The organism is Plantibacter sp. CFBP 8775 (assembly GCF_014839505.1).
Taxonomy (GTDB): Bacteria; Actinomycetota; Actinomycetes; order Actinomycetales; family Microbacteriaceae; genus Plantibacter; species Plantibacter auratus.
In genome coordinates, this window is record NZ_JACYNV010000002.1 from 371094 (window position 1) to 396887 (window position 25794).

Here is a 25794-nt window from a genome sequence, read left to right on the forward strand (position 1 = left end):
TCGTAGGGTGGATGGGTGACCTCTTCGACCGCTCGCGAGCGCTACACGCTCGGCCACCACCCCAGTGTCCTGCGCACCCATTCCTGGCGCACCGCCGAGAACTCCGCAGCGCACCTGCTCCCCCATTTGCACGCAGGCCTCCAGGTCCTGGACCTCGGCAGCGGACCAGGCACGATCACGCTCGACCTCGCCCGCCTCGTGGCGCCAGGCACGGTCGTCGGCGTCGACGCCTCGGACGAGGTCACCGCCGACGCCCGAGCCCGCGCGGCCGCCGCCGGCGTCGGGAACGTCAGCTTCACCGTCGGTGACGCCTACGCACTCGACCTCCCCGACGACAGCGTCGACGTCGCACACGTCCACCAGCTCCTCCAGCATGTGGCCGACCCGGTCGCCGTGATCAGCGAACTGCGGCGCGTGGTCCGACCGGGCGGCATCATCGCCCTGCGCGAGATCGTCTACGGCGGGGCGGTCTGGTACCCGCTGTCCCCCGGCCTCAGCCGGTGGATGGAGGTCTACCAGGAGCTCGCCAGGGCGAACGGCGGTGAACCGGATGCCGGGAGCCGGCTGAAGTCGTGGGCGATGGAAGCCGGGCTGACGGACCTGCGCAGCACGGCGAGCGTCTGGTCGTTCGAATCCCCGGTGGACCGCGAGTGGTGGGGCGGCGCGTGGTCGGAGCGGGCGCAGACCTCCAGTTTCGCGACCCAGGCGCTGGAGACCGGGATCGCGGACGACGCCGACCTGGAACGCATCTCGACGGCATGGCGGGACTGGGTCGACGCGGATGACGGATGGTTCGCCGTTCCGCACGGTGAGATCATCGCGACCGTGCGCTGAGCCCTTCGACAGGGTCAGGGACCGGGGCTCAGCCCGCGTCGGGCTCCGGGCGCGGCGACGGCGGGAACAGCTGGTCCTGCACCATCTGGTGGATGAGCGTGTAGTCGGGCTCTTCCGGATCGATCGTCGGCGGGACGAACTGCAGGGAGTTGATCGGCAGCTCGCGCGTCTTGAGCGCGAGGTTCACGAAGTAGCCGAGCATGCCCTGGGGCACATCGGTCTTGACGACATCGCCTCCGGCCGCCGCGACGTCCTGGAATCGGGCGAGGACGTTCGCCGGGTTGAACTGTTTGAGCATCGCCGTCTGCAGGATGTGCTGGCGGGCCATGCGGTCGTAGTCGCTCGTGGAGTGTCGCGACCGGGCGTACATGAGCGCCGTCCAGCCGTCCATGTGCTGCTTGCCGGGCTCGATCCACGCTGTGACGTTCTCGAGGTCGGCGTCGCCGTCCATCGGGAGCCGTTCCTTGACGTCGATGTCGACGCCACCGAGCGTGTCGATCAGCGTGGCGAAGCCGTACATGTCGATGAGGACGTACCACTGGATGTGCAGCCCGGTGATGCCCTCGGCTGCCTGCTTCATCGCCTCGATGCCGGGCTCGCTCGCCTCAGCCGTCGCCTTGGGGAACAGTTCGGGGTTCTTCAGCTCGATCTCGGTGTAGATCGAGTTGAGCTGACAGACGTCGACGTCGCAGGAGTCGTCGTAGCCGTCCGGATAGAGGGACGCCATCTCGCTGCCCTCGGGGAACGGGATGTCGACGAGGTCACGCGGCATCGACATGGTCGTCGCCTGCCCGGTCTCGGCGTTGATGCTGACGACCGACATGCTGTCCGGCCGCATGCCGTCGCGGTCGGGACCTGCATCGCCACCGAGCAGCAGGATGTTGTAGTAGCCGTCGACCGGCGGCTCCGACGGGCCGGTGTTGCCGAAGATGGAGGAGATCGACCCGCGGGTGGCGCCTGCGACCACCGCTCCGTAGCCGGCCCCACCGGCCACCAGCACCATGGCGAGGGTCGTGAACAGCGCCACACCGAGCCTGGCGTTCGGCGAGGCCTTCACGAGGCGGACGAGCCGCAGGGTGTCGAGCGTCAACACGATCCACAGGATCGCGTAGGCGGCGAGGAGGATCTGGGCGACGGTGAGGGCGATCGGATTCGTCGCGAGGGTGAAGAGCACCTCGCGGGCGAGGAACATGAGGGCTACGCCGACGACGACGAGCAGCCAGAGGAAGAGGGTGAACCCGAGGCCGAACCGACCGAGCTTCCGGTTCCCGGCGAGCACCTGCGCGGAGCCGGGGATCAGCAGGTTGAGCAGGACCAGCCACCAGGCGCGCTTCGTCATCACCTCGCGCGAACGGGTGTCGGGATACCGCATCGGCTTCGCGGCGGTGGCTGCACTCGTCATAGCTGCGCTTTGAGGTTCCGGTTCTTCTCCTCGACGGAGTCGGCGAGGCCCGCGGCGTAGGCGACGAGCGCCTGGTGCAGGGCGTCGTCGGCCGTGGCGAGGATCTTGACGGCGATCAGCGCGGCGTTCTTCGCGCCGCCGATCGACACGGTCGCGACCGGCACGCCCGCGGGCATCTGCACGATCGACAGGAGCGAGTCGAGGCCGTCGAGGCGGGAGAGCGGCACCGGGACGCCGACGACCGGGAGCGTGGTGACGGAGGCGAGCATCCCGGGAAGGTGCGCCGCTCCACCGGCACCGGCGATGACGACCTTGACGCCACGGCCGTGGGCGGCCTTGCCGTAGGCGATCATCTTCTCGGGCGTGCGGTGGGCCGACAGCACCTCGACCTCGAACGGCACGCCGAAGTCGCGGAGCACCTGCGCCGCGTCGCTCATGACGTTCCAGTCGGAGTCCGAGCCCATCACGACGCCGACGAGCGGCGGGGCGTCACGGGACGGGGCGGAGTTCTCGGGCATGAGCACCATCGTAGATCGCGGTGCCTGAAGATCGGCTCAGGACGCACCGCAGCTGGCGGACAAGCCCTCGCCCAGGAGCCCCCAGTCCGGGGACACCTCGGTACCGCGCAGCGCACCGGTCGACAGGTGTCTGGGACAATCGGCGGATGAGCACGTCGACCGCGGACGGATCCGCAGCACGCCACGAGCCGCCCAGCCAGCGCGAGCTGCGGCGGTGGCGCGGGTACCTCGCCGACGAACGCGCCGAGGCCGCCGTCTACCGGGATCTCGCCGGGCGGCGGAGCGGTGAGGAGCGCGACATCCTGCTCGCGCTCGCGGAGGCCGAGAAACGCCACGAGTCGCACTGGATCGCCCTGCTCGGGGAGGACGTCGGCAAGCCGCAACGCGGTGACCTGCGGACCAGGCTGCTCGGCTGGCTCGCGAGGCGGTTCGGATCCGTCTTCGTCCTGGCGCTGGTCCAGCGCGCCGAGTCGCGCTCGCCCTACGCGACCGAACGGGCGGCCACCGAACGCATGGCCGCCGACGAGCAGATCCATGAGGAGGTCGTCCGGGGCCTGGCCGCCCGAGGACGCAACCGCCTGTCCGGAACCTTCCGGGCGGCCGTGTTCGGAGCGAACGACGGACTCGTCTCGAACCTCGCGCTCGTCATCGGCATGAGCGCCACCGGCGTCGGCAACGGCGTCGTCCTCGCCGCCGGGCTCGCGGGCCTCCTGGCGGGCGCGCTGTCGATGGGAGCCGGCGAGTACGTCTCGGTCCGGTCGCAGCGGGAACTGCTCGAGGCGTCCAGCCCCAACCCGGCGGCCGACGACGCCCTCCCCCACCTCGACGTCGACGCGAACGAACTCGCGCTCGTCTACCGGGCACGCGGCATGGAGGTCGGTGAAGCCGAGGCCCACGCAGCGGACGTCCTGGCCCGCGTCGGCGCCGGCACCTACCAGCGCGAGGCCCGGACGGCGATGGAGCACGAAGCCATCGGGACCGGGCTCGGTGCCGCGCTCTCGAGCTTCTGCTTCTTCGCGTCGGGCGCCGTCATCCCGGCCCTGCCCTACCTGTTCGGGCTGCAGGGTGTCGCTGCATTGGTGGTCGCCGCGCTCCTCGTCGGGGTGGCCCTGCTCGGCACCGGCGCCGTCGTCGGGCTGCTCTCCGGGGGGCCACCGCTTCGCCGGGCACTGCGACAACTCGCGATCGGGTACGGCGCTGCTGCGGCGACCTACGTGCTCGGCCTGCTCTTCGGCGCGAACGTCGGCTGACCCGGCCTTCGGTCGTCCGCCGCGCGACACCGGGAGCCGATGCGAACCCGTCATCTGCCGTCCACGAGTGCGTCACCGGCGTTCCCTACGCTGAGCCCGCCGTCCGTCGACCCGGAGGGCGGAGGAGGGCGCGTGAGGCAGGTGCAGGACCGGACCGACGTGTCTCCCCTCCTCGGAGCGGTTCCGCGCACGCAGCCCGACATCCAGTTGCTCCGCGCGATCGCCGTCCTGTCCGTCGTGGTCTTCCACCTGTCGTCGAGCCTCCTGCCCGGCGGGTACGTCGGCGTCGACGTGTTCTTCGTCGTCAGTGGCTATCTGATCACGAGCCACCTCGCACGCCAGGCCGACGAGACGGGCCGCGTCGACCTCCCGGCGTTCTGGGCCCGCAGGATCCGGCGACTCCTGCCGGCCGCTCTGCTCGTCCTCGCCGTCACCGCCGTCCTGATCTGGCGGCTGGCCCCGCCGAGCGCCTGGACGCAGTTCTTCACCGAGACCGTGGCGAGCGCGACCTCCTGGGAGAACTGGTTCCTGGCCGGGAGCTCCGTGGACTATCTCGCACAGGGCAGCGCCGCGTCACCGGTCCAGCACTTCTGGTCGCTCTCCGTCGAAGAGCAGTTCTACCTCGGCTGGCCGCTCGTCGTCGTGCTGTGCGTGTGGCTCACCCGGCGTCGACCGTCGGACCTCCGCCGCACCCTCGGTGTTGCGCTCGGGATCATCGGTGCCACCTCACTCCTGTGCTCGATCCTGTACACGGCGGCGGACCCGGCTCCGGCGTACTTCGCCACGCCGACCCGTGCCTGGGAGTTCGCGGCCGGCGGTCTGCTCGCGCTCCTCGGGCCGGTCGTGGTCGTGCACCGCACCCGGTGGCGAACGGTCTCCGGCGTCCTCGGCGTCGTCCTCCTGGCGGTCGCCCTGGTCGCCTTCACCGATCGGACGGCGTTCCCCGGGATCGCCGCCGCCCTCCCGGTCCTCGGGACGCTCCTCGTGATCGTCGGTGGGTCGTCGACCCACCGGTGGTCCGTGACAACCCTTGCGCGCGCACGTGCGTCGCTCCTCCTCGGCGATCTCTCCTATTCGCTGTACCTGTGGCACTGGCCGCTCATCGTGGTCGCGCCGTGGGTGCTCGGCGTGCCCATCGCGCTCGACGACCCGCTCGGGTGGGCTGTCGCTCCGGCACTCCTGGTCATCGCCGTGGTCCTCGCCGCGCTGACGAAACGCTTCGTCGAGGACCCCGTCCGACGAGCCCCCGTCCTCCTGCACGCGCGCTCCGGACGGACCGTCCTGTGGGCTGGCGCGGCGACCGCACTCGTGCTCTGCATCCCGACGGCGGGGTTGCTGACCGTCGCCGCCGAGGAACGCACCCTCGCGAGCACCGTGGACACCTACGTCACGGACGGCGAGCCGTGTTTCGGGGCCGACGCGGCCGTCTCGGGCTGCACCAATCCGGCAATGGCGGACGAACTGCTGCCGCCGCTCTCGGTGCGGACCGAGGACACGGGCGACACCTTTCGGTGTTCCGCGGCGGCTGACGCGCCGGACTTCCCCGGCTGCACCTTCGGTTCCGATCGCCCGGACGCCACGCGGGTCGCGCTCACCGGGAACTCGCACGCCACGATGCTCATCCCCGGCCTCGTCGACCAGCTCGAGGCACGCAATTGGCGGCTCGACGTGTACGTCGGCAAGGGCTGCGAGTGGCGGGCACCGGGACCCGACGACTCGGCGGCGTGCGACGCCCGGCGGACGCTCATGCAGGAGGCGTTCACGGGTGAGCGGCCGTACGACATCATCCTGGTGACCTCCAAGAGTCCGGACGAGACCTCGGTGGCCGAACAAGCCGCGATCCGCGGCGCGACGCTCGCCGCGTGGGGACCGGTGCTCGAGCAGGGGACGTCGATCGTAGTGCTGCGGGACAATCCCCGCGTGCCGACCGAAGCCGCCGCGTGCGTCGACCGCTCGAGCGCCGCCGAGCTCATCGCGGGGGCGTGCGCCTTCCCCGTGGCCGAGGCGTACCCGACGTTCGACCTGAACACCGCCACGGCGGCGATGACCGACGGCGCCGTGCCGGTCGTGGATCTCGGCGAGCTGTACTGTGCGGCCGGAACCTGTCCGCTCGCCGTCGGGAACGTGCTCGTCTATCGCGATCTGCACCACATCACGGCCACCTGGTCGCGGACCCTGGGCCCGTTCCTCGTCGACCGCATCCGAGCCGCCACCTCCCGGGGGTGACCAGTCCCCGATCGGGTGGAGTGCCAGCGCGGTGCGCTGACGCGAGTGGGCCGAACCCGGCGTCGGCGCGGTGCGCTGACGCGAGCGCGGCGGACCCGGCACGAGCGCGGGGCACACACGTGAGCGCGCCCCTCCGGAGACCCGCGCTCACGTCCCCGACCCGCGGTGACGTCAGCGCACCGCGCTGGCGACCACCCGGGAGAGCTCGGGCGAGGAGCGGTCAGGCGGAGGTGGGCTCGTACTGCCGGCGGTCGCCGATGACGCCCGCGAAACGGAACGGCGCACCGGTCTCGCGAGGGCGGTCGGAGTCGTGGACGTCGGCCGACGCCGCATCCTCGAGGAGCTGCAGGTAGCGGGCGTCGTCGACGACCGTCCTGGCATCGAGCTGCGCGCGGTTCGCGTCGCTCCGCAGAGCCGAGCGGTAGCCCGGACGCACGATGCCGCTGAAGCACTCCGCGACCGCACCCGAGCCGTAGCTGAGGAACGCGATGCGCCGACCGGTGAGGTCGTCGTCGCCGTCGAGCAGCGCGAGCAGCGCGAGGTACACGGAGGCCGTGTAGCTGTTCCCGATCCGGCGGTTGTACCCGGTCGTCGGCTCGATCTGTGCGTCCAACTCCTCCTGGGTGCGCTCGGAGCCGAGCGACTTGGCCAGGTGCCGGTGCGCCTTGATCGCCATCTTCGTGAACGGCTGGTGGTAGCAGAAGTGGTCGACCTCGGAGAAGTCCGCTCCGCCGCGTGACCGGTAGTCCGCCCAGGCCCCCTCGATGGCGTCCTGGTAGGCGGAGATGGACAGCTTGCCGTCGACGATCGCCGTCGCGCTGTGGTTCGGGCGCCAGAAGTCCATGACGTCCTGCGTGTAGACGCCGGTCGCGGTCTCGAGCTCGAGGATGGCCGGATCGGCGGCCACGAGCATGGCGACGGCCCCGGCGCCCTGCGTCGGCTCGGCGTTGGAGTGCAGTTCGTACCGCGCGATGTCGCTCGCGATCACGAGCACGGTCTCCTCGGGGTTCCGCGCGACGAGCGCAGCCGCGAACTGCAGCGCCGCGGTGGCCGAGTAGCAGGCCTGCTTGAGCTCGACCACGCGGACCGCCTGCGGCAGGCCGAGCAGCCGGTGCACGTAGACGCCCGCGGACTTCGACTGGTCGATGCCGGACTCGGTGGCGAACAGGACGGTCCGCAGGCGGTCGCTGCCGTGCCGTTCGATGATGGGTGCGGCAGCGGCGGCAGCCATCGTCACGATGTCCTCGTCGGCGGCCGGGACGCTCATCTCGCTCTGGCCGAGACCGACGTAGTACTTGGCGGGTTCGACACCGAAGCGCCCGGCGAGCTCGGCGAGGTCGATGCGGTTCGCCCCGGTCGCGAAGGCGATGTCGTCGATGCCGACGGCGGGGCTGCTGGTCTGGTTGGTGTTCACGTGCGGGGTGCTCCGTTCGAGCGTCGACGATGCACCGGTCCCCCGGTGCGGTGGGAGGGTCAGGCGGGCGCGCCGGCTGCGGTCTGCGCGCTGCGTTCGAGCTTCAGGTGGGCGGCCATGAGCTCACCGGGGTTGGTCTGCGCGGCGAGGAGTGACAGTTCGCCACACCAGACGGCGGCAGCGCACAGGACGGCGAGTCGCCGGGCGTTGGCGCCGGGTTCACGGTCCTCGCGGCACCCGAGGCGGGTGAGGTTCTCCTCGACGAAGCCGAGCCCCTTGCCGTTGCCGACCGTGCCGACGATGAGGTTCGGCAGGGTGCAGGAGAAGTAGAGGTCGCCGTCGTGCACCTCGGCGTGTGTGAGGCCCTGCGAGCCCTCGACGATGTTCGCCGCGTCCTGGCCGGTCGCCAGGTAGAACGCGAGCAGCATGTTGGCGTAGTGGGCGTTCGCGCTGCGCAGGCCGCCGGCGAGGATCGTCCCGACGAGGTTCTTGCGCACGTTCAGCTGCACGATCTGCTCGGGCGTCGTGTGCAGGAACCGCTCGACGATCGCCCGCGGGATCGTCATCTCGGTGACGACGTTCTTGCCGCGACCCAGGATGCCGTTGACCGCGGTCGCTTTCTTGTCGGAGCAGAAGTTGCCGGAGATCGAGCCGTAGCGGAGCATCGGCCAACGCTCCATGATGTACGGCATGAGACGGTCCGCCGCGAGCGTGACCATGTTGTGGCCGGACGCGTCACCGGTGCGGAACTCGAGGCGCAGGAAGAGCAGGTTGCCGGCGATCTGCGAGTTGATCTCGATGAGTTCGGCGAAGTGACTCGACTGGGCGACGACGGCCTGCAGCTCGGGCAGGCTGCGCTCGATCTCGCGGAGCGCCTGCAGGGCGTCGCCGGCCGAGTCGACCTCGAACAGGACGGAGCGGCTCATCCGCTCGTCGACGAGCGTCGCGCGGATGCCGCCGGGGACCATGGAGGAGATGCGGGCGCCCCGACGGACCGACGGCCAGAGCGGGCTCTCGTAGGTGGCGAGCGGGACCTCCTGCTCGCCCTCCATGACGTTGCCGCTCAGATGGAGCGGGCCGATCCACTTGAGTGGGACCGGTGCGACGCCGTCGGGTTCGTTGCTCATGCGTGGGGTTCCGTTCCGCCCCGGAGGACGTCGTGCTGCTCGGCGAAGGCACGAGCGTAGGTGGATCTGATGGATTCGACCGCGTCGTCGTCGGTGCGGCTGATCTCCGACGGCCCCCACGGGCTGTGGGCGGCGTCGATGAGTCCGGTCGGCGGGTGCACCGTGAGCGGGAGCCGCTCGATGCCGTGGGCCGACCAGTCGTCCTCGAGGGCGGCGGTGGAGACGGACTGGCCGATGAACGCGATCCCGCAGTCGCCACCACCGGCACCGGAGGACTTGGCCGCCCCGCCGAGGCGCTCGGCGGCGTCGCAGAGTTGCGCGAGCGCGGCGGTCTCGATGTCGACACCGGCGTCGCGGCCGAGACCGGCGAGCGTCGCGCGCGCGGAGCGCACGGCACCGAGCACGAGGGCAGGGTCCTCGTCGTTCAAGCCGATCGTGAGGGCGTCGACGGCGGCGCGACTGGCCGCGAGGAACGAGGTGTAGTGGGCGGTCTCCGCCCATTTGCGGGACTGCAGTTCGTCGACGAGACGCGTGGTCGAGGCAGGCTCGCCGGTCCATCCGACGAGGAGCCGGAGCGAGGTCGGCGGCGACAGTCGCTCGAGCCCCAGCTCGGCCCAGGGGTCGCGGAGGGCGGCGAGCACCCCTTCTCGGTGGCGCACCTCCCGCAGCCGGGCCCGATCGGGCGAGGTGTAGCGGAGCCAACCGCCGAACATGCTCGCCGCGAGGTCGCCACCGGAGGCTGCCGGCGCGACGTCGATGGTGGCGAGGATCGCGAGCTTGAGCATCTGCGTGCGGGTGAGGTCGAGCTGGTAGAACTCGTCGAGGGCGCGGATGGTGGCGGTCGTCACGGCCGCGCTCGAGCCGAGGCCGAACTTCCGGCCGCTCGCGTCGTCGAGCTCGCTCGTGATGGACAGCGCGGAGAACCGCTGCGCGACGCCGAGCTCGGCGACGAGGGTCTCCATCGTGCTCACGGCGGAGAGGACGTGGTCGAGCGGGCGTTCCTCGTGCTCGACGACGACCCCGTTGCGGTTGCGACGCCAGATGATGGGCGCTCGGCCGTACTGGTCGGAGAAGATGCGGCCCTCGTGCTCGCTCGCCTCGAGTCGGACGGTGACGCACCGGTCGACCGCGACGAGGATGGAGGGGTGCCCTGGTTCGACGACGGCGTACTCGCCGGCCACGAAGAGCTTGCCGGGCGCCTTGATCTCGATCATCGCGCTCCTTCCGTTGTCTGCTCGCCCGCCGATCCGCCGGGCTCCGAGGTGATGAGCCTCGCGCCCCGTCCAGCTCTGGCGGGGATGACGCCGATGTCGGGCTGCGCCTCGAGGATCCGAGTCGCGAGCTCGTCGACCGCGTCGGCTCGACACAGGATCTTCACGTTCGGGCCGGCGTCCATCGTCGCATAGCATTCGAGGCCGTCGCCTCTGAGGTTTGCGACGAGATCGAGCAGTTCCACGCTCGCCGGTCCCCAGTACCGGACCGGCGGCTCGGCACCGAGCATCGTGGCGTGCATCCGCATCGCGTTCCGCTCGGCGATCGTGCCCACCGCGGTGAAGTCGGCGCGGGCGATCGCGGCGAGCATCTCCTCGAGTTCGACGGGGGTGCGTTCGACCCAGGCGGGGTAGTACGGGGAGGTGTCGACCGTGCGCCGCATGCCGTCGCGACTGGAGACCGACTTGGCCCGGGCGTCGAGGACGGTGAGGACCATGCCGAGCTCGAGTCCGGGCGCGGGCACCGCCTCGGCGAAGGAGCTCTCGTCGTCGTGCCCGGCGTGCCAGACGGCGATCCCGTCGAAGATCGAGCGCGAGGCCGACCCCGAGCCACGGCGGGCCAGCCGGGAGAGGGCGCGGCGGTCGAGGTCGAGTCCGAACGCGGTCGATGCGGCGAGCGCCAGCGCAGCGAAGCCCGAGGCCGAGGAGGCGAGGCCGGCGCCCGTGGGGATCTCGTTGTGGGAGTCGACGGCGACGCGCTCGTCCCGGCCGGCGAGCGCGCGCACGAGGTCGATGAAGCGCGTGACGCGGGAGCGGGCGGTGCCCTCGAGGGGTCGTCCACCGAGGAGCACGACGTCGTCGTGTGCGTCCGTCAGTCGCACCGTCGTCGTCGTGGGCGCTGCGTCGAGGGTCAGTGAGAGGCTTCCGGTCCACGGGAGGATGAGCGCCTCGTCCCGCTTGCCCCAGTACTTGACGAGGGCGATGTTGGGGTTGGCGAGCGCGGTCGCACTGCCCTCCTCCGAGGCGGTCGTCGCGAGCTGTTGCGGGGTCAGGGTCACGCGTAGTCCTCCGCGTCGATCGTCCAGGTGCCGAGTGCTCCGGCCTCGAGCAGGGCTTGCGAGATGCGTCGGGCTGACGCGGGGTCTGCGGCGAGGGTGATGATGCATCCGCCCTGCCCGCCGCCCGTGAGCTTCGCGCCGAGGGCGCCGTTCCCCGCGGCGACCGCGATGAGCGCGGTGATGGCCGGGTGGCCGGCGCCGAGTTCGTCGAGGACGACCTGCGCCGCGTCCATGCGGGTCCCGAGGTCGTCGCGGCGGTCCGCGGCGAGGTCGGCGACGCCCGCCACGGTCCCGCGTTCGAGCTCGGCCAGGAGCGCGCGACCACGCTCGGGGTGCAGCTCGACGAAGGCGCGGACGTCCGCGACCGCCTTCCGGGTCGACCCGCGCGCACCGGTGTCGGCCACGACGAAGCTGCCGCCGAAGCGGATCGGCGGATGCTCGACGCGGCCGGCGGTGAAGAGGATGGGTGTCGAGGCGCTCGTGGCCCGGGCGTCGAGCCCGCTGGGCGTCCCGTGGGCGACGCGTTCGCCGCGCTGCACGAGCTCGAACCGGTCGGCGTCGTCGAGCGCCACGCCGTGCAGGTCGGCGACGGCGTCGACGATCGCGTTGGCGGCCGCGGCACTCGAACCGAGGCCTCGGCCGATCGGCAGGGTCCCGCGGACGACGACCTCGACACCGGCCGGTGCCGCACCGACGTGCGCGAGGGTCTCGAGGACGGTGGTCCCGAGCGGATCGGAGGCGTCGAGCGGGCCGAGCGAGATCTCGGTGTCGAGCACCGAGGCTCCGTCGATGCGTCGGGCGGTCGCCTCGACCCGGAGCGACGGGATGGGCAGGGCGACGGCTGGAGACCCGTACACGACGGCATGCTCGCCCAGCAGGATCGCCTTGGCGTGCGCGAAGCCGCGACCGGTCGCAGCCGTGTGCTCTGTCGTCATCTCACCATTCTGGTCCGAAAAACATGCAGCTGGCTGCACATCGGTCGTCCGGTCGCGATCCATCCGCCACGGGGCCGGCTCGTGAGCCGTCCCGCAGCGCATCCGGGCGCTGCACGATGGGCCGTCGACGGGAGCCGCCGGAGCGCTCACGGCGTGTCCCATGCGTACCGGAAACACCCAGCCTACGCCGAACGGCCCGGTTCGGCTCGTTACGGTTGAGTGGGCGGGACGGCCCGGTTAGTATCGGATCACCTCCATTCATGCAGACGACGGCCGCCGCACCCAGCGCCCGCGTCGACACGGACCCTCCCTCCAGCGACGTAGATCCGGTCCCGTCATCTCACCGTCTCCGGGCCGTCCAGCGCCCGCATTCCGAGGGGTACCCCGTCGTGATCTCGTCTTCCGTTCCACCGCGCCCGCGCACCGCCGCACCATCGCCCCTGCCAGACCTCGTCGATCGCCAGACCGACAAGAGCGACTGCGGCGTCGGTTTCATCACCCGCAAGGACGGCGTGCAGAGCCACGACGTCATCGCACTCGGCGACACCGCCCTGTGCGCCATCCCCCACCGCGGCGGCATGTCCTCCGAGGGTGTCGGCGACGGAGCGGGCGTGCAGATCGACCTCTCGGTCGACTTCTTCAGCTCCCTCGTCGGCAAGCCGCTCGTCGCCGGGCGGTTCGGCGTCGCGAACGTCTTCCTCCCGGTCGACCACGGTCGGATCGGCGACGCCGAGGCGCTCATCGAACGCTCGCTCGGCGAGGCCGGCTTCACCGTGCTGCTCGCCCGTGCCGTGCCGACGGTCGACGCCGTCCTGCGCCCGAAGGCCGTGCAGTACCAACTGCCGATCCGGCAGTGGATCTTCGAGCCCTCGGACGACGCCTCCACGGAGGACCTCGACCAGCGCGCACACGCAGCCCTGCTCGCGATTGAGGCGACCGCCTACACGGACCTCACCCTCGACGGCCTGTACCCGCTGTCGCTCAGCACGCGCACCCAGGTCCTCAAGGGACGTCTCAACTCCGGCGAGGTCATCCCCTACTTCGCCGACCTGGCCGACCCCCTGCACCGGGTCAGGACCCTCGCCTTCCACACCCGGTTCTCGACGAACACCGCTCCCCACCCGTCGATGGCGCAGCCCTTCCGCCTCATGGCGCACAACGGCGAGCTCAACACCGACCGCAAGAACCGTCTGTCCGAGACGGCGCTGGCTGCATCGCGAGGCCGGAAGATCATCCGGGCCAGGGGCCAGTCGGACAGCTCGCGCCTCGACCAGACGCTGCACAGCCGCGTGGTCGAGGACGGACTCGAACTGCTCGAGGCGGTCGTGTCCGTCATGCCCCCGGCCTGGGAGAACGATCGCACCCTGAGCCGCGAGGTTCGGGCGATGCTCGAGTACTTCTCGCTCGTCGAGGAGAAGAACGACGGCCCGGCCGCGCTCATCTTCAACGACGGCACGACCGTCGGCGCCCGGCTCGACCGGCTCGGCCTGCGCCCGCTGCGCAGCGTCGAGACGGCCGACTACCTCTGCGTCACGTCCGAGGCCGGGCAGCTGCCGTTCCCGGACGACGAGGTGGTCCACCGCGGTCGCATCGAGGCCGGCGGCATGCTCGCCTACGACCACCGCACGGGCACGCGCCTCCGCACGGGCGAGGCGCTCGAGCTCCTCGCGGCGCGCAAGGACTACCCGGCGATGCTCGCCGCATCGGCCACCGACCTCGATGCGCTCGAGGACCGGGGCGTCCCGGTGTCGGCACCGACGGCCTCGGCGGACGACGCGTTCGCCTACCGCGGTGGGCTGAACCAGGTGCAGCGCTACGTCGCGTACTCCCTCAACCAGGAGAGCTTCCGGTTCATGACGGACCCGATGCTCGCCTCGGGCAAGGAGCGGATCTCGGCGATGGGCTACGGCAACGCCATCAACGCCCTGTCCGACCAGGAGGGCGGCCTGGCGAAGTACTTCTCCCAGCGCTTCGCCCAGGTGACCAACCCGCCGCTCGACAGCATCCGTGAGGCGGACGGCATGACCCTCCGGGTCGCGCTCGGTCCGAAGCCCGGCAGCGGCACGGTCGGCACGAAGCAGCTCGTCCTCCGATCCCCCATCATCAGCGAGGACGAACTGCGGCGCCTCAGCGCTCAGCACGAGTCGCCGGCCGCGTGGTTCGACATCCTCTACCGGCCCGAGGTGGACGCGCAGGCGAACGCCGACGCGCTCGAGGCCGCCGTCGAGCGTGTGGCCGCGGCGGTCGCCGGGTTCGCCGCAGAGAACGGCGGCATCGCGATCCTCAGTGACCGCGGCGTCCACGCGGAGGGTGCCGCCCTGCCGCTCATCCTCGTCGTGGCGGCCGTCAACCAGCGACTCATCGACGACGGCCTCCGGCTCCGCGTGTCGCTCGTGGTCGACAGCGGCCAGCTGCCGTCCTCGCACCACGTCGCCTCCGCCCTCGGCTTCGGTGCGTCGGCCGTCCACCCGCTCGCGGTCCGCCTCCGCGCCGAGCAGCAGCACCCCGACGAGGTGGAAGCAGCGTTCCGCCGGTTCGCCTACGCCGCCGAGAAGTCGCTCCTGAAGACCATGGGCCGGGTCGGCCTCTGCACCGTCGAGAGCTACATCGGCGGCGAGTTCTTCGAGCCGAACTACCTCGACACGAGCGACCCCGTGCTCGCGCGCGCCTTCCCGCACCTCCGCGCCCCAGTCGGCGGCGTCGGCTTCGCCGGGATCGCCCGGACGGCGAGCGCCTGGCACCAGCGCGCCCTGACGACGTCGAGCGACGCGGACGTCCCGCTCCTCGGCCTGTTCAAGGAACGCGCCGAGGGCGCCGGCCACTCCTACGGGACGACCGCGGTCCGCGGCTTCGTCGACCTCACCGAGGAGCCCGTGCAGCTGCCGCGAGCGGACACCATGGCCGTCGACCGCGACGGCGGCACGCTCGGCGACGACCCGCTGCGCCTCCACACCATCGGGAACCTGGAGGACGCGTTCGGGATCGACGACGACGCCTACCAGCACACCTCCTTCGACGCCCTCGACGACGACGAGATCGACGCCTTCACCATCACGCCCGGTTACCGCTCCTTCGTCCAGTCGATGACGACCGAGCGGCGCCGTCGCCCGGCGGCCCTCCGCGACGTGCTCGTGCTGCCGGAGGACATCACCCGACTGACCACCCCGGAGGAGTTCGCGCGCGAGCTCGACCGGCTCGGCCCCGTCGGCAACTCCTCGATCGTCGTCCGCGGCCTGCGTGCGACGCGGACCGAGCAGGGGCGGCACCGGCTGCAGCTCACGGGACCGCTCGCGGGCGACCTCACGCGGGTCTCGGCGCTCGGCGAGTACTACGTCCACCGCTTCGGCGGCGAGGTGACGGGGCACTGGATCTCCGGTGGCGACCTCATCGTGGAGGCGACGGGGTCCGCCGACGACTACTTCTCGATGCTCGTCGAGGGTGCCGAGAGCATCTCGACCGACCTCGTCCAGCCTGCGAGCGAGATCACCCGATCCCTCGCGTCCGGGGCGATGAGCCACGGCGCCCTCGTGGCGACCGCGCACGAGGCGGTCGCGCACGGCACCAACATGGTCGGCGGGATGTCGAACAGTGGCGAGGGCGGCGAACACCTGTCCCGCTACGGCACCATCCGCGGCTCGCGCATCAAGCAGTTCGCCTCCGGGCGCTTCGGTGTCTGGGCCGGTTACCTCGCCGACCCGATGCTGCAGGAGCTCGAGATCAAGATCGGCCAGGGTGCCAAGCCCGGCGAGGGCGGTCAGCTCCCGGCTCCCAAGGTGACGGTGGACATCGCCGCCGCCCGGGGTGGCACACCCGGCATCGAGCTCGTCTCGCCGCCGCCGCACCACGACACCTACTCGATCGAGGACCTCGCGCAGCTCATCCACGACTGCAAGGCGGCTCGGGTCCGCGTCGTCGTCAAGCTCGTCTCCTCCGAGGGCATCGGCACGATCGCCGTCGGCGTCGCCAAGGCCGGTGCCGACGTCATCAACGTGGCCGGCAACACCGGTGGGACCGGCGCAGCCGCCGTGACGAGCCTCAAGTACGCCGGACGCAGCGCCGAGATCGGCATCGCCGAGGTCCACCAGGCCCTCAGCGCGAACGGTCTGCGGTCGAAGGTCACGCTGCGCTGCTCCGGCGCGCACCAGACCGGTCGCGACGTCGTCATCTCCGCCCTGCTCGGCGGCGACAGCTTCGAGTTCGGGACCACCGCGCTCATGATGCTCAAGTGCGTCATGGCGAAGAACTGCAACGTGAAGTGCCCGGCTGGTCTCACGACCAACCCGGAGACCTTCGACGGCGACCCGCGCGCGCTCGCGCAGTACCTCCTGAACATCGCGCACGACGTCCGCGAGCGGCTCGCCATCCTCGGCCTCCGCTCGCTCCGCGAAGCCCGCGGTCGCACCGACCTCCTCCACCTCGTCGACCACCCGGCGGCCGTCGCAGACCTCGACCTGCGGGCCATGCTCGCGGTCGTCCCCGAGGTCGTCGTCACCGACCCCGTGTATCTGGAGAAGGACTTCACGCTCGACGACGCCCTCATCGAGCGTGTGCGCGCCGGCCTGTTCGACGACGGCCGGACGACGCTCGACCTGGGCGCCGAAGACACCGACGGCGGGATCCGACTCGGCAACCGCTGGCGTTCCGTGGGCGGGCAGCTCGCGATCGACCTCGAGCGCATCCTCAACCACGAGCTCGACGACGCCCAGGCGGCGGCGATCCCCTCCGTCGTCACCGACGACCGCGGCCACCGTTCGCTCGCCGCCGACACCGTGACCATCCGCACCGAGCACTCCGCGGGGCAGTCGTACGCGGCGTTCTGCGTCGACGGCCTGTACTGGCGGCACACCGGCACCTGCAACGACGGCGTCGGCAAGAGCGCCTCCGGCGGCACCATCGCGATCCTCTCCCCGGGCGGTGGCAGCTCGGAGGATGGCGGGAACGTCCTCATCGGCAACTTCGCCCTCTTCGGCGCGACCGGCGGCCGCACCTTCGTCCAGGGCGAGGCCGGCGACCGCTTCGCCGTCCGCAACTCGGGCGCCACAGCGGTCGTCGAGGGCGTCGGCGACTACGCCTGCGAATACATGACCAACGGCGCCGTGCTGAACCTCGGCGGTTTCGGGATCGGCTTCGGCAACGGGATGAGCGGTGGCTTCGTCTACCAGTACGACCCGCGGGGCGAACTGCCGAGCAAGGTCAGCGCGGACTCCCTCCTCCTCGGATCGATCACCGAGGGCGAGCAGGCGGCGTTCCACGAGGCCGCCGTGCTCCTGCTGCTGGAGTGGCACGTCGAGGCGACCGGTTCGCCGCTCGCCTCCCGCTTGCTCGCCGAGTGGGAAACGGCCAGGCACCAGTTCGTGTTCGGCATGCCGCGCGCGCTGCTCCTCTACCAGGACAGCGACGCGATCCTCGCGGCCAAGAGCCGCAAGGAACTCCTCGACGAACTCGGCGCGGCCCTCGCGGCGCAGCAGCTCCGCACCTTCAAGCTCGACTACCGCGACCGCCGGCCGGTCCGCGGCGGTCGCGCCCCCGGACTCGGCGAGCCTGCGGCGGACCCGCAGGACGTCTACGCGCTCCTCACGAGCTACACGGTGCTGAAGCTCGCCCAGGAGGTCGCGCTGTCCCGCACACCCGGCGTCGACGACCCGGCGCACCCGCTCGTGCAGGCGAGCGTCCGCACGCTCATCCTCACCGAGGACTTCTTCGTCATGCAGCGGGTGCAGCGGGCGGCTCGAGAGCTGCTCGAACGGTACGACGACGGAGCGCTCGCCGCCATGATCGCCGCGAAGCGACTCCACGACTACACGGAGGCCCTGCGCCTGCGGAACGTGCGGTCGATCGACCACCCGGGCACCACGGGGTGGATCATGCACCAACACGCCAAGAACCGTGCCCGATCCGCAGCGACCGGTGGCACCGAAGCACTCCTTGCATCGGCCGCTCTGGCCGAACTGACCCTGGCGGGTTCCCGATGAGCGCGCCCGAACTGGAGGGGACGATGACCTCGACCCAGGCCCCGGCGGCCAGCACACCGAGCCCGGTGCTCTTCGAGGCGCTCGCCGCGCTCGGCAGCAGCGCCGACGACCCGTTCATCCCGGCGGACGCGCCGTTCAGCCCCGAGCAGCGGGTCTGGCTCGCCGGATTCCTGGCAGGGGTCCGCTCCAGCGCGATCGATGCCACCGACGCCGGTGGCCGCACGCCGCAGCTCGCCCTGCACGTGCTCGTCGGGACGCAGACGGGCACCGCGGAGGCCATCGCGGAGGATCTCGGCCGAGCCGCCTCCGGCTACGGCGTCGCGGTGACGACGATCGGACTCGACGACGTCGAGGTCGACCGGCTCCCGACGATGGGACACGTCGTCGTCATCACCTCCACGTACGGCGAGGGTGAGATGCCCGACAACGCCGAACTGTTCTGGGAGACGCTCCAGGCGAGCACCGCACCACGCCTCGACGGCCTGAAGTTCTCCGTGCTCGCGCTCGGCGACTCCGGATACGACGGGTTCTGCCAGGCGGGCAAGCTCATCGACACGCGTCTGGAGCAGCTCGGTGCGGAACGCATCCTCGCCCGCGTGGACTGCGACGTCGATTACGAGGAGCCCGCCGCGGCGTGGACCACACAGGCCTTGTCGCTCTTCGGCGCCCTCGCCCCGACTGACGCCGATGCCGCACCCGCTCCCGCGCCGGCGGCCAAGCCGGCGAAGAAGCCCGGACGCACGCGCTCACCGTGGACCCGCAAGACGCCGTACGGCGCCACCCTCGCCGTCAACCGTGTCCTGTCCGGGCCCGCCTCGTCGAAGGAGATCCGGCACTACGAGTTCGACCTGGGCGACAGCGGCATCGAGTACGCGGCCGGCGACGCCCTCGGCGTCATGCCGAGCAACGACCCGGCGCTCGTCGACGCCATCATCGCCGAACTGGACGCGACCGCGGACGAGTCGGTCGACGGCTCGACCCTGGCGGACCGGCTCACCCACGGGTTCGAGATCCGCACCCCGTCGAAGGACCTTGTGGCCGAACTCGCCGACCGCGCGCCGGACTCGGAGCTGGCGGGGATCCTCGCGCTCGCCCAGGCGGAGACGCTCGACTCCTGGTTGCGCGACCGCGACATCCTCGACCTCCTGCGCTCCACCGCGGTCCGGTTCGACGCCGCCGCGCTCCTCGACGTGCTGCGTCCGCTCCAGCACCGCGCCTACTCGATCTCGTCCAGTCCGCTGGCGGCCGACGGGCGCGTGCACCTCACCGTCGCGAGCGTCCGGTACGCGGTCGGCGACCGTCTGCACGGCGGCGTCGCGTCGACGCATCTCGCCGACCGGGTCGCGGAGGGCGCGACGAGCGGGATCTTCGTCTCCGCGAACGCGGGCTTCCGGGTGCCGTCGGACGACGACGCGCCGCTCATCATGGTCGGCCCGGGAACCGGGATCGCGCCGTTCCGCTCGTTCCTCCAGGAGCGCCGCGAGCGCGGGGCCGCTGGTCGGAACTGGCTGTTCTTCGGCGACCAGCACCGGGCGCACGACTTCATCTACGAGGACGAACTCGGCGAGCTGCTCACCGGAGGGGTGCTTGATCGTCTGGACCTCGCGTTCTCCCGCGACCAGCGCGAGAAGGTGTACGTCCAGACCCGGATGCGCGAGAACGGCAAGGAGCTCTACGCCTGGCTCGAGGAGGGCGGCCACTTCGCCGTCTGCGGTGACGCCTCACGGATGGCGAAGGACGTCGACCAGGCGCTGCACGAGCTCATCGCCGAACACGGCGGGCGTTCGACGGAGGCCGCAGCCGAGTACGTGCACACGCTGAAGCGCGAGAAGCGCTACATCCGCGACGTGTACTGAGGCGCACCTCGACCGGTCCCTGGGCCTGTCGAAGGGCGCACCTCGACAGGCTCGGCGACCGGTCATCGGTCCCTGAGCCCAGCCCTCGGCCCCTGAGCCCGGCCCTCGGTCCCTGAGCCCAACCACCGGTCCCTGAGCTTGTCGAAGGGCGGTCAGGCGTTCTCGGCGCCGAGCAACGCCGCGGCGGCCCGTGCCTCGTACACGACGTCGTCGAGGTCGTCGCCCGCGACGTTGACGTGGCCGACCTTGCGCCCGGGGCGGGGGTCCTTGCCGTAGTTGTGCACCTTCGCCAGCGGGTGCGCACCGAGGACCTGCGGGTAGCGGTCGTCGAGCGTCCCCTCGGCCGGCCCGCCGAGCACGTTCACCATGACGGTCCAATCGCGGTGGCAGCCCGTCCAGCCGAGGGGAAGGTCGAGGACGGCGCGCAGGTGCTGCTCGAACTGGCTGGTGACGCTGCCGTCCTGCGTCCAGTGCCCGCTGTTGTGCGGACGCATGGCGAGTTCGTTGATGAGCAGGCGGTCGTCGTCGGTCTCGAAGAGTTCGACGGCCAGGACGCCCGTCACCCCGAGCGCGGTCGCGACGGTCACGGCGATCTCCTCCGCGGTGTCGGCGAGCCGGCCCGCCGAGCCGGGCGCCGGAGCGATGACCTCGCTGCACACCCCGCCGAGCTGCACGGTCTCGACGACGCGCCACGGCACCACCTCGCCGGACGGGCGCCGGGCGACGAGCTGGGCGAGCTCGCGCCGGAACGACACCAGCTCCTCGACGAGCAGTGCTCCGCCGTTGGCGTCCTCGGAGAGCGCCGTGAACCAGTCGTCGACCTCGTTCGGTCCGTGGACGACACGGACGCCCTTGCCGTCGTAGCCACCACGCGGCGTCTTCACGACGCCCTTCCCGCCGTGCTCGGCGAGGAAGGCCGCGAGCTCCTCCTGATCGTGCACGCGCGCCCAGTCGGGGACCGGCAGTCCGAGCTCCGTCAGGCGTTCGCGCATGAGCAGTTTGTCCTGGGCGACGGCGAGCGCGTCCGGTCCCGGGTGCACCTGTACACCGGCGTCGACGAGTGCCCGCAGGACGTGCTGCGGCACGTGCTCGTGGTCGAAGGTGATGACGTCGACCGTCTCGGCGAAGGCGAGCACGGTGTCCGCGTCGCGGTAGTCGCCCACCTCGACGGTGGCGAGTCGGGCGGACATGCCCTCCTGCTCGGCGAGCACCCGGATGTCGAGTCCGAGGTTCACGGCCGCGGGCACCATCATCCTGGCCAGCTGACCGCCGCCGATCACTCCGACGCGAATGCTCATGGGTTCACTCCAGCTCTCCGGCGACCGGCCGGCGGGTCTCGTTTCAGCAGGCGGGACGGGCGGATCCGGAGGCGGATCGGCGGGTGCCCCGACTCGAACATCGTACCGGCCGGGCGGGCCGGTCACCGGTCAGCGTTGGACCGGTGGCTGCTGCGTCGGAGCCGGTGCTGCCGGGTACGGCGCGGCGATGCTCTGGTTCTCCGCGACGAGCTCGTGCAAGGCGTTCTGGACGAGGACCGCACCGGGCACGTCCCGCAGGACGACCGGTACCTCGCCACCGCTCGTCACCCGGACGTTGCCGCTGCCGAAGGCGCTCTGCACCCAACTCTTGTGCACCGTGATGCCGTAGCCACGGGCGTGGTAGAGCTCCTGGCGCGTCCGCACGAAGAACCCGCGACGGACGATCAGTCGGCGGGTCGTGATCACGTAACGGACCGACAGCCAGGCGATGAACGGCAGGACGCAGGCGACCAGCACGATCACCCCGCCGCCGATGAGGACGGCCCAGTTCTGCCACTCGAGGTCGAACGAGCCGAAGAAGTACGCACCGGCGCCGCTCACCGCGATGAGCAGGAGCGCGGGGAGCAGGAGCCGCCGGGCATGCGGACGCAGGCGTGCGACCACACGTTCGGTCGCCGCCGCGGGAGGAGCCGGCCTGCCCGGCCCCGTCATACCGGGATCAGCCATACTCCCATTCTTAGCAGTCGCGGGAACCCGCCGCCTGCTCCCACCCCGCCCGTCGGCGATCCCGAGCATCCGTGCATCGGCCGCCCGGCTAGCATGAAGGCGTGAAACCGGCCGACAGCACCGCACCGACGGCGCAGCAGCCCGGCGTCGTCGGGTCGTTCCTCGAGGGGATCGGCATCCTCTTCGGCGGGTTCCGTCTCTGGGGCACCTCGCCGAAGCGCATGCTGCTCGGCATGATCCCCGCCGCGATCGTGGGCGTCGTGTTCATCGCGTTGCTCGTCGTCCTCGGCGTCAACGCCGCCACGATCGTCGACTGGGCGACACCGTTCGCCGACACCTGGGACGAGCCGTACCGCTCGTCCATCAGGGTGGCCGCCGCGGTCGCGTTGGTGGCCGTCGCCGTCGTGGTGATGCTGTACGCCTACGCCGCAGCGACGCTCCTCGTCGGCGACCCCTTCTACGAGCGGATCTGGGCCGACGTCGAACGCACCCTCGGCGACGCTCCTCCGGAGTCGGGTGAGTCCGCGTGGCGCGGCCTCCTCACCGGTGTCACCCGGGCACTCGGCCTGCTCCTGCTCACCATCCCGACGGCGGCCGTCCTCTTCCTCCTCGGCTTCGTCCCGGTGATCGGCCAGACGGTGGTCCCGGTGCTCGGGCTCGCCGTGAGCGGGTGGTTCCTCGCCCTCGAACTGACGGGCTACGCGTTCGACGCGAGGGGGTTGTCGTTGCGGGACCGCCGCCGGACCCTCGCCAGGCGACGCGCCCGCACCCTGGGCTTCGGGATGACGGTCGCGGTCCTCTTCCTCGTGCCGGTCCTGTCCGTGCTGGTCATGCCGGCCGCCGTCTCCGGCGCGACGGTGCTCGCACGCCGGTCCCTCACCGAACAGGCGGGGACGCTCAGCGCACGTGCGTGACGTCGCCGGCCGCCACCGCGACCGGCGCACCGCCGTCGGTCGGTCGGACGACGAGCCGCCCGTCCGCGTCGATCCGCTCGGCCGTGCCGGTCAGGACGTCGCCGCCGGGGAGTTCCACCCGCACCGAGCTGTCCAACGTCACGCATCGCTCGGTGACCGCTGCTCGGAGCCCGCTGGCCTCGGCGTCACCGGACGCCTCCAGGTAGGCGTCGTACAGGGTGCCGAAGGCGCGCAGGTAACCGACGAGGACGGTGTCCGGGTCAGGATCGGCGAGGCCGGCGAGCGCGAGCGAGGTGGACCGGTCGGTCGGCAGTTCCTCGGCACGCTGACGGAGGTTGACTCCGGTCCCGAGGATCACCGCATCCCCGCTCGGCAGTAGCTCGGCGAGGATGCCGGACACCTTCCGGCCGCCGATGAGGACGTCGTTCGGCCACTTCACGTCGGCGGGCACCCCGAGCTCCCGGAGCGATTCCGCGAGCGCTGCACCCGCGAGGAGCGGGAGCCAGCCGTAGGCCTGCAGCGGGAGCGGATCACCCGACGGAGTGACCGGCCGGAGCAGGACCGAGACGGCGAGTGACGTGCCGGGTGGCACCGTCCACACGCGACCGAGGCGACCGCGTCCACCGCGCTGGTCGTCGGTGAGGACGACCGAGCGGTCCGGCCACGCGTCGCCGCCGTCCTCGCGGACGCGTCGGGCGAGTTCGTCGTTGGTGGAGCCGGCGTGGCCGAGGATCTCGAGGCGTGGCACGAGGGCGGCGGTGAGGGGCAGATCCATGGCACAACCCTACTGAGGCCGGTCGTCCGCGCCCGCGTCGCCCACCGGCATGCTTGGACGATGCCGACAACGGATCGGCGCGCCGCTTGTACCCGATCGTCAACGGGTCGGCCGGGGGACCACCGGGTAAGGTGAAAGCGTGACCGACGAAACCACCTCCGGCCCTGACCTGTACACGACGGCCGGGAAGCTCGCCGACCTCAAGAACCGCTATCACGAGGCCGTGACGGCGAGCGGCGAAGCCGCCATCGAGAAGCAGCACAAGAAGGGCAAGCTCACCGCGCGGGAGCGCATCGAGCAGCTGCTCGACCACGGCAGCTTCGTCGAACTCGACGAGTTCGTGCGGCACCGCACGACCGCCTTCGGCATGGACCGCTCACGGCCGTACGGCGATGCCGTCGTCACCGGCACCGGTACCATCCACGGCCGCCAGGTCGCCGTGTACTCGCAGGACTTCACCATCTTCGGCGGTTCGCTCGGCGAGGTCGCCGGCGACAAGATCATCAAGATCATGGACCTCGCCTTGAAGACGGGCGTCCCGATCATCGGCATGCTCGACTCCGGCGGCGCGCGCATCCAGGAGGGCGTCGTCGCGCTCGGCAAGTACGGCGAGATCTTCCGACGCAACACGCAGGCCTCCGGGGTCATCCCGCAGATCTCCATCATCATGGGTCCGGCGGCCGGTGGCGCCGTCTACTCCCCCGCACTCACCGACTTCGTCATCATGGTCGACAAGACCAGCCAGATGTTCGTCACGGGCCCCGACGTCATCAAGACCGTCACGGGCGAGGACGTCGGCATGGAGGAGCTCGGCGGCGGGTACACGCACAACACCCGCTCGGGCGTCGCGCACTACCTCGCGAGCGACGAGCCGGACGCCCTCGACTACGCCCGCACCCTCGTCGGCTTCCTGCCCGACAACAACCTGTCCGAGGCCACGGTCTTCGACGTCGAGGTGGAGCTGGAGACGACGGACGAGGACCGCCGACTCAACACCCTCATCCCCGACTCGCCGAACCAGCCCTACGACGTGAAGACCGTCATCGAGCATGTCGTCGACGACGCCGACTTCCTCGAGGTCCAGCCGCTCTTCGCGCCGAACATCGTCATCGGTTTCGCGCGCGTCGAGGGACGGTCGGTCGGTGTCATCGCCAACCAGCCCTCCCAGATGGCCGGGACGCTGAACATCGAAGCGGGCGAGAAAGCGAGTCGGTTCGTCCGGTTCTGCGACGCGTTCAGCATCCCGATCCTCACCCTGGTCGACGTCCCCGGCTACCTGCCCGGCACCGACCAGGAGTGGACCGGCGTCATCCGCCGCGGCGCGAAGCTCCTCTACGCCTACGCCGAGGCCACGGTGCCCCTGGTCACCGTCATCCTGCGCAAGGCCTACGGCGGCGCCTACATCGTCATGGGCTCGAAGCAGCTCGGGGCCGACATCAACCTCGCCTGGCCCACGGCCGAGATCGCGGTCATGGGCGGGCAGGGTGCCGTCAACATCCTGTACCGCGGCGAGATCAAGCGGGCCGAGGAAGCCGGCGAGGACGTCGCCGCCGTGCGCACGCGCCTCGCGAACGAGTACACCTACAACGTCGCGAGCCCGTTCCTCGCCGCCGAGCGCGGCGAGCTGGACGGCGTCATCGAACCGGCGGCCACGCGGGTCTCGGTCATCAAGGCGCTCCGCGCGCTCCGGACGAAGCGTGCGAGCCTGCCCGCCAAGAAGCACGGGAACATCCCGCTGTGAGCACCGGCGCCGAGCCGAGCACGACCGAGCCGTCGTCGATCGATCTCCGGATCGAGCGCGGTACCCCGACCGATGAGGAGCTCGCGGCACTCACCGCGGTGCTGAGCGTGGCGATCGCCGAACAGGCGCTGCGCGACGCCGACACCGCCCCGGCACCTCGCGTCCCGTCGACGTGGGAGCGGACGAGGCGGAACCTCCGTACGGGGATCACCGTGGGCCCAGGACACTGGCGCGCGTTCACGGGCTGAGCCCTTTCGACGGACGAGCCAGCGGTTGCCCCTCGTGGCGCGCGGCGCTGTCCCCCGTTCGTGTCCTCCATAGTGCCGACTGTCGGGGGTACCCCTGATGGGGGATGATCATTCTCGACAGTTGAGTCTCATCGAGACCACTTCACCAGCTCCTGCTCCATCTAGGGTAAGCGGGCAGGAGTTCGGGGGCGGGTCAGAGCGGTATTCGGGTTACCGCTCTGACCCACGAACGTCACGGAGGGCCAGCATCGGGTGCTGGCCCTCCTTTCGTTCGTCCGGGACCAGGCACTTCGACAGGCTCAGCGACCGGGAGAAGTCCACTCGGACG

Annotated in this window: 18 protein-coding genes; 8 read left to right on the plus strand and 10 right to left on the minus strand. The window is 71.1% G+C overall.

Features of this window, described 5'->3' with window-relative positions:
• Window positions 1-15: 15 nt before the first annotated feature.
• Entirely contained in the window at window positions 16-834 is an 819-nt protein-coding gene (locus tag IFR14_RS14310; RefSeq protein ID WP_137243402.1) for a methyltransferase domain-containing protein, read from the plus strand.
• Between the two features lie 28 nt (window positions 835-862).
• Here IFR14_RS14310 and IFR14_RS14315 read toward each other — a convergent pair whose 3' ends face one another.
• Together IFR14_RS14315 and purE are read right to left on the minus strand one after the other, a co-directional pair.
• The gene (locus tag IFR14_RS14315; protein WP_249407024.1) at window positions 863-2236 is read right to left on the minus strand and encodes an LCP family protein; all 1374 of its coding nucleotides are present in this window, start codon (window positions 2234-2236) and stop codon (window positions 863-865) included.
• Window positions 2233-2754 carry a 5-(carboxyamino)imidazole ribonucleotide mutase gene (purE, locus tag IFR14_RS14320; protein ID WP_079707412.1) on the minus strand — a complete coding sequence of 174 codons (522 nt, stop codon included), beginning with the start codon at window positions 2752-2754 and terminating at the stop codon, window positions 2233-2235. Before purE ends, IFR14_RS14315 begins: the two co-directional genes overlap by 4 nt.
• Before the next feature lie 146 nt (window positions 2755-2900).
• Between purE and IFR14_RS14325 the strand changes: the two genes are divergently transcribed.
• Window positions 2901-4004 carry a VIT1/CCC1 transporter family protein gene (locus tag IFR14_RS14325; protein WP_191941468.1) on the plus strand — a complete coding sequence of 368 codons (1104 nt, stop codon included), beginning with the start codon at window positions 2901-2903 and terminating at the stop codon, window positions 4002-4004.
• A gap of 132 nt (window positions 4005-4136) precedes the next feature.
• Window positions 4137-6230, plus strand: coding sequence for an acyltransferase family protein (locus IFR14_RS14330; protein ID WP_191941469.1), 2094 nt, complete (start codon window positions 4137-4139; stop codon window positions 6228-6230).
• A 220-nt stretch (window positions 6231-6450) separates the two neighbouring features.
• Here the strand turns inward: IFR14_RS14330 and IFR14_RS14335 are convergent, their stop codons facing one another.
• The 5 genes from IFR14_RS14335 to mvk are packed head-to-tail and all read right to left on the minus strand — an operon-like array spanning window position 6451 to window position 11975.
• Window positions 6451-7644 (minus strand): hydroxymethylglutaryl-CoA synthase, encoded by a 1194-nt coding sequence (locus IFR14_RS14335; RefSeq protein WP_124769694.1) that lies wholly within the window; start codon window positions 7642-7644, stop codon window positions 6451-6453.
• Between the two features lie 59 nt (window positions 7645-7703).
• Window positions 7704-8771 (minus strand): hydroxymethylglutaryl-CoA reductase, encoded by a 1068-nt coding sequence (locus IFR14_RS14340; protein WP_191941470.1) that lies wholly within the window; start codon window positions 8769-8771, stop codon window positions 7704-7706.
• Window positions 8768-9985: a phosphomevalonate kinase gene (locus IFR14_RS14345; RefSeq protein WP_071262515.1), complete on the minus strand. Its 1218-nt coding sequence runs from the start codon at window positions 9983-9985 to the stop codon at window positions 8768-8770. Before IFR14_RS14345 ends, IFR14_RS14340 begins: the two co-directional genes overlap by 4 nt.
• Window positions 9982-11040 carry a diphosphomevalonate decarboxylase gene (mvaD, locus tag IFR14_RS14350; protein WP_342365709.1) on the minus strand — a complete coding sequence of 353 codons (1059 nt, stop codon included), beginning with the start codon at window positions 11038-11040 and terminating at the stop codon, window positions 9982-9984. The genes IFR14_RS14345 and mvaD overlap by 4 nt, the downstream gene beginning before the upstream one ends.
• Window positions 11037-11975, minus strand: a complete 939-nt coding sequence (gene mvk, locus IFR14_RS14355) for a mevalonate kinase (RefSeq protein WP_079707312.1) — start codon at window positions 11973-11975, stop codon at window positions 11037-11039. Before mvk ends, mvaD begins: the two co-directional genes overlap by 4 nt.
• A 389-nt stretch (window positions 11976-12364) precedes the next feature.
• Here mvk and IFR14_RS14360 point away from each other — a divergent pair, with 389 nt between their 5' ends.
• On the plus strand, window positions 12365-17947 hold the full coding sequence (locus IFR14_RS14360; RefSeq protein WP_342365710.1) for a glutamate synthase-related protein: 5583 nt from the start codon (window positions 12365-12367) through the stop codon (window positions 17945-17947).
• Between the two features lie 23 nt (window positions 17948-17970).
• A complete protein-coding gene (locus tag IFR14_RS14365; RefSeq protein ID WP_191941473.1) occupies window positions 17971-19803 on the plus strand; it encodes a sulfite reductase subunit alpha in 1833 nt (610 codons plus the stop codon).
• A 152-nt stretch (window positions 19804-19955) separates the two neighbouring features.
• Here IFR14_RS14365 and IFR14_RS14370 read toward each other — a convergent pair whose 3' ends face one another.
• Together IFR14_RS14370 and IFR14_RS14375 are read right to left on the minus strand one after the other, a co-directional pair.
• Window positions 19956-21101, minus strand: coding sequence for a 5-(carboxyamino)imidazole ribonucleotide synthase (locus IFR14_RS14370; protein WP_064295173.1), 1146 nt, complete (start codon window positions 21099-21101; stop codon window positions 19956-19958).
• Between the two features lie 129 nt (window positions 21102-21230).
• On the minus strand, window positions 21231-21788 hold the full coding sequence (locus IFR14_RS14375; RefSeq protein WP_191941474.1) for a PH domain-containing protein: 558 nt from the start codon (window positions 21786-21788) through the stop codon (window positions 21231-21233).
• Between the two features lie 101 nt (window positions 21789-21889).
• Here IFR14_RS14375 and IFR14_RS14380 point away from each other — a divergent pair, with 101 nt between their 5' ends.
• Window positions 21890-22702 (plus strand): EI24 domain-containing protein, encoded by an 813-nt coding sequence (locus IFR14_RS14380; RefSeq protein ID WP_191941475.1) that lies wholly within the window; start codon window positions 21890-21892, stop codon window positions 22700-22702.
• Here the strand turns inward: IFR14_RS14380 and IFR14_RS14385 are convergent.
• A complete protein-coding gene (locus tag IFR14_RS14385) occupies window positions 22686-23477 on the minus strand; it encodes a biotin--[acetyl-CoA-carboxylase] ligase (RefSeq protein WP_191941476.1) in 792 nt (263 codons plus the stop codon). The two genes, IFR14_RS14380 and IFR14_RS14385, sit on opposite strands and share 17 nt — an antisense overlap.
• 139 nt (window positions 23478-23616) lie before the next feature.
• On the opposite strand from IFR14_RS14385, the gene IFR14_RS14390 reads away from it, so the two are divergent.
• Entirely contained in the window at window positions 23617-25218 is a 1602-nt protein-coding gene (locus tag IFR14_RS14390) for an acyl-CoA carboxylase subunit beta (protein ID WP_071262519.1), read from the plus strand.
• Window positions 25215-25466 (plus strand): acyl-CoA carboxylase subunit epsilon, encoded by a 252-nt coding sequence (locus tag IFR14_RS14395; protein WP_191941477.1) that lies wholly within the window; start codon window positions 25215-25217, stop codon window positions 25464-25466. The genes IFR14_RS14390 and IFR14_RS14395 overlap by 4 nt, the downstream gene beginning before the upstream one ends.
• The last annotated feature ends 328 nt before the right edge of the window (window positions 25467-25794 follow it).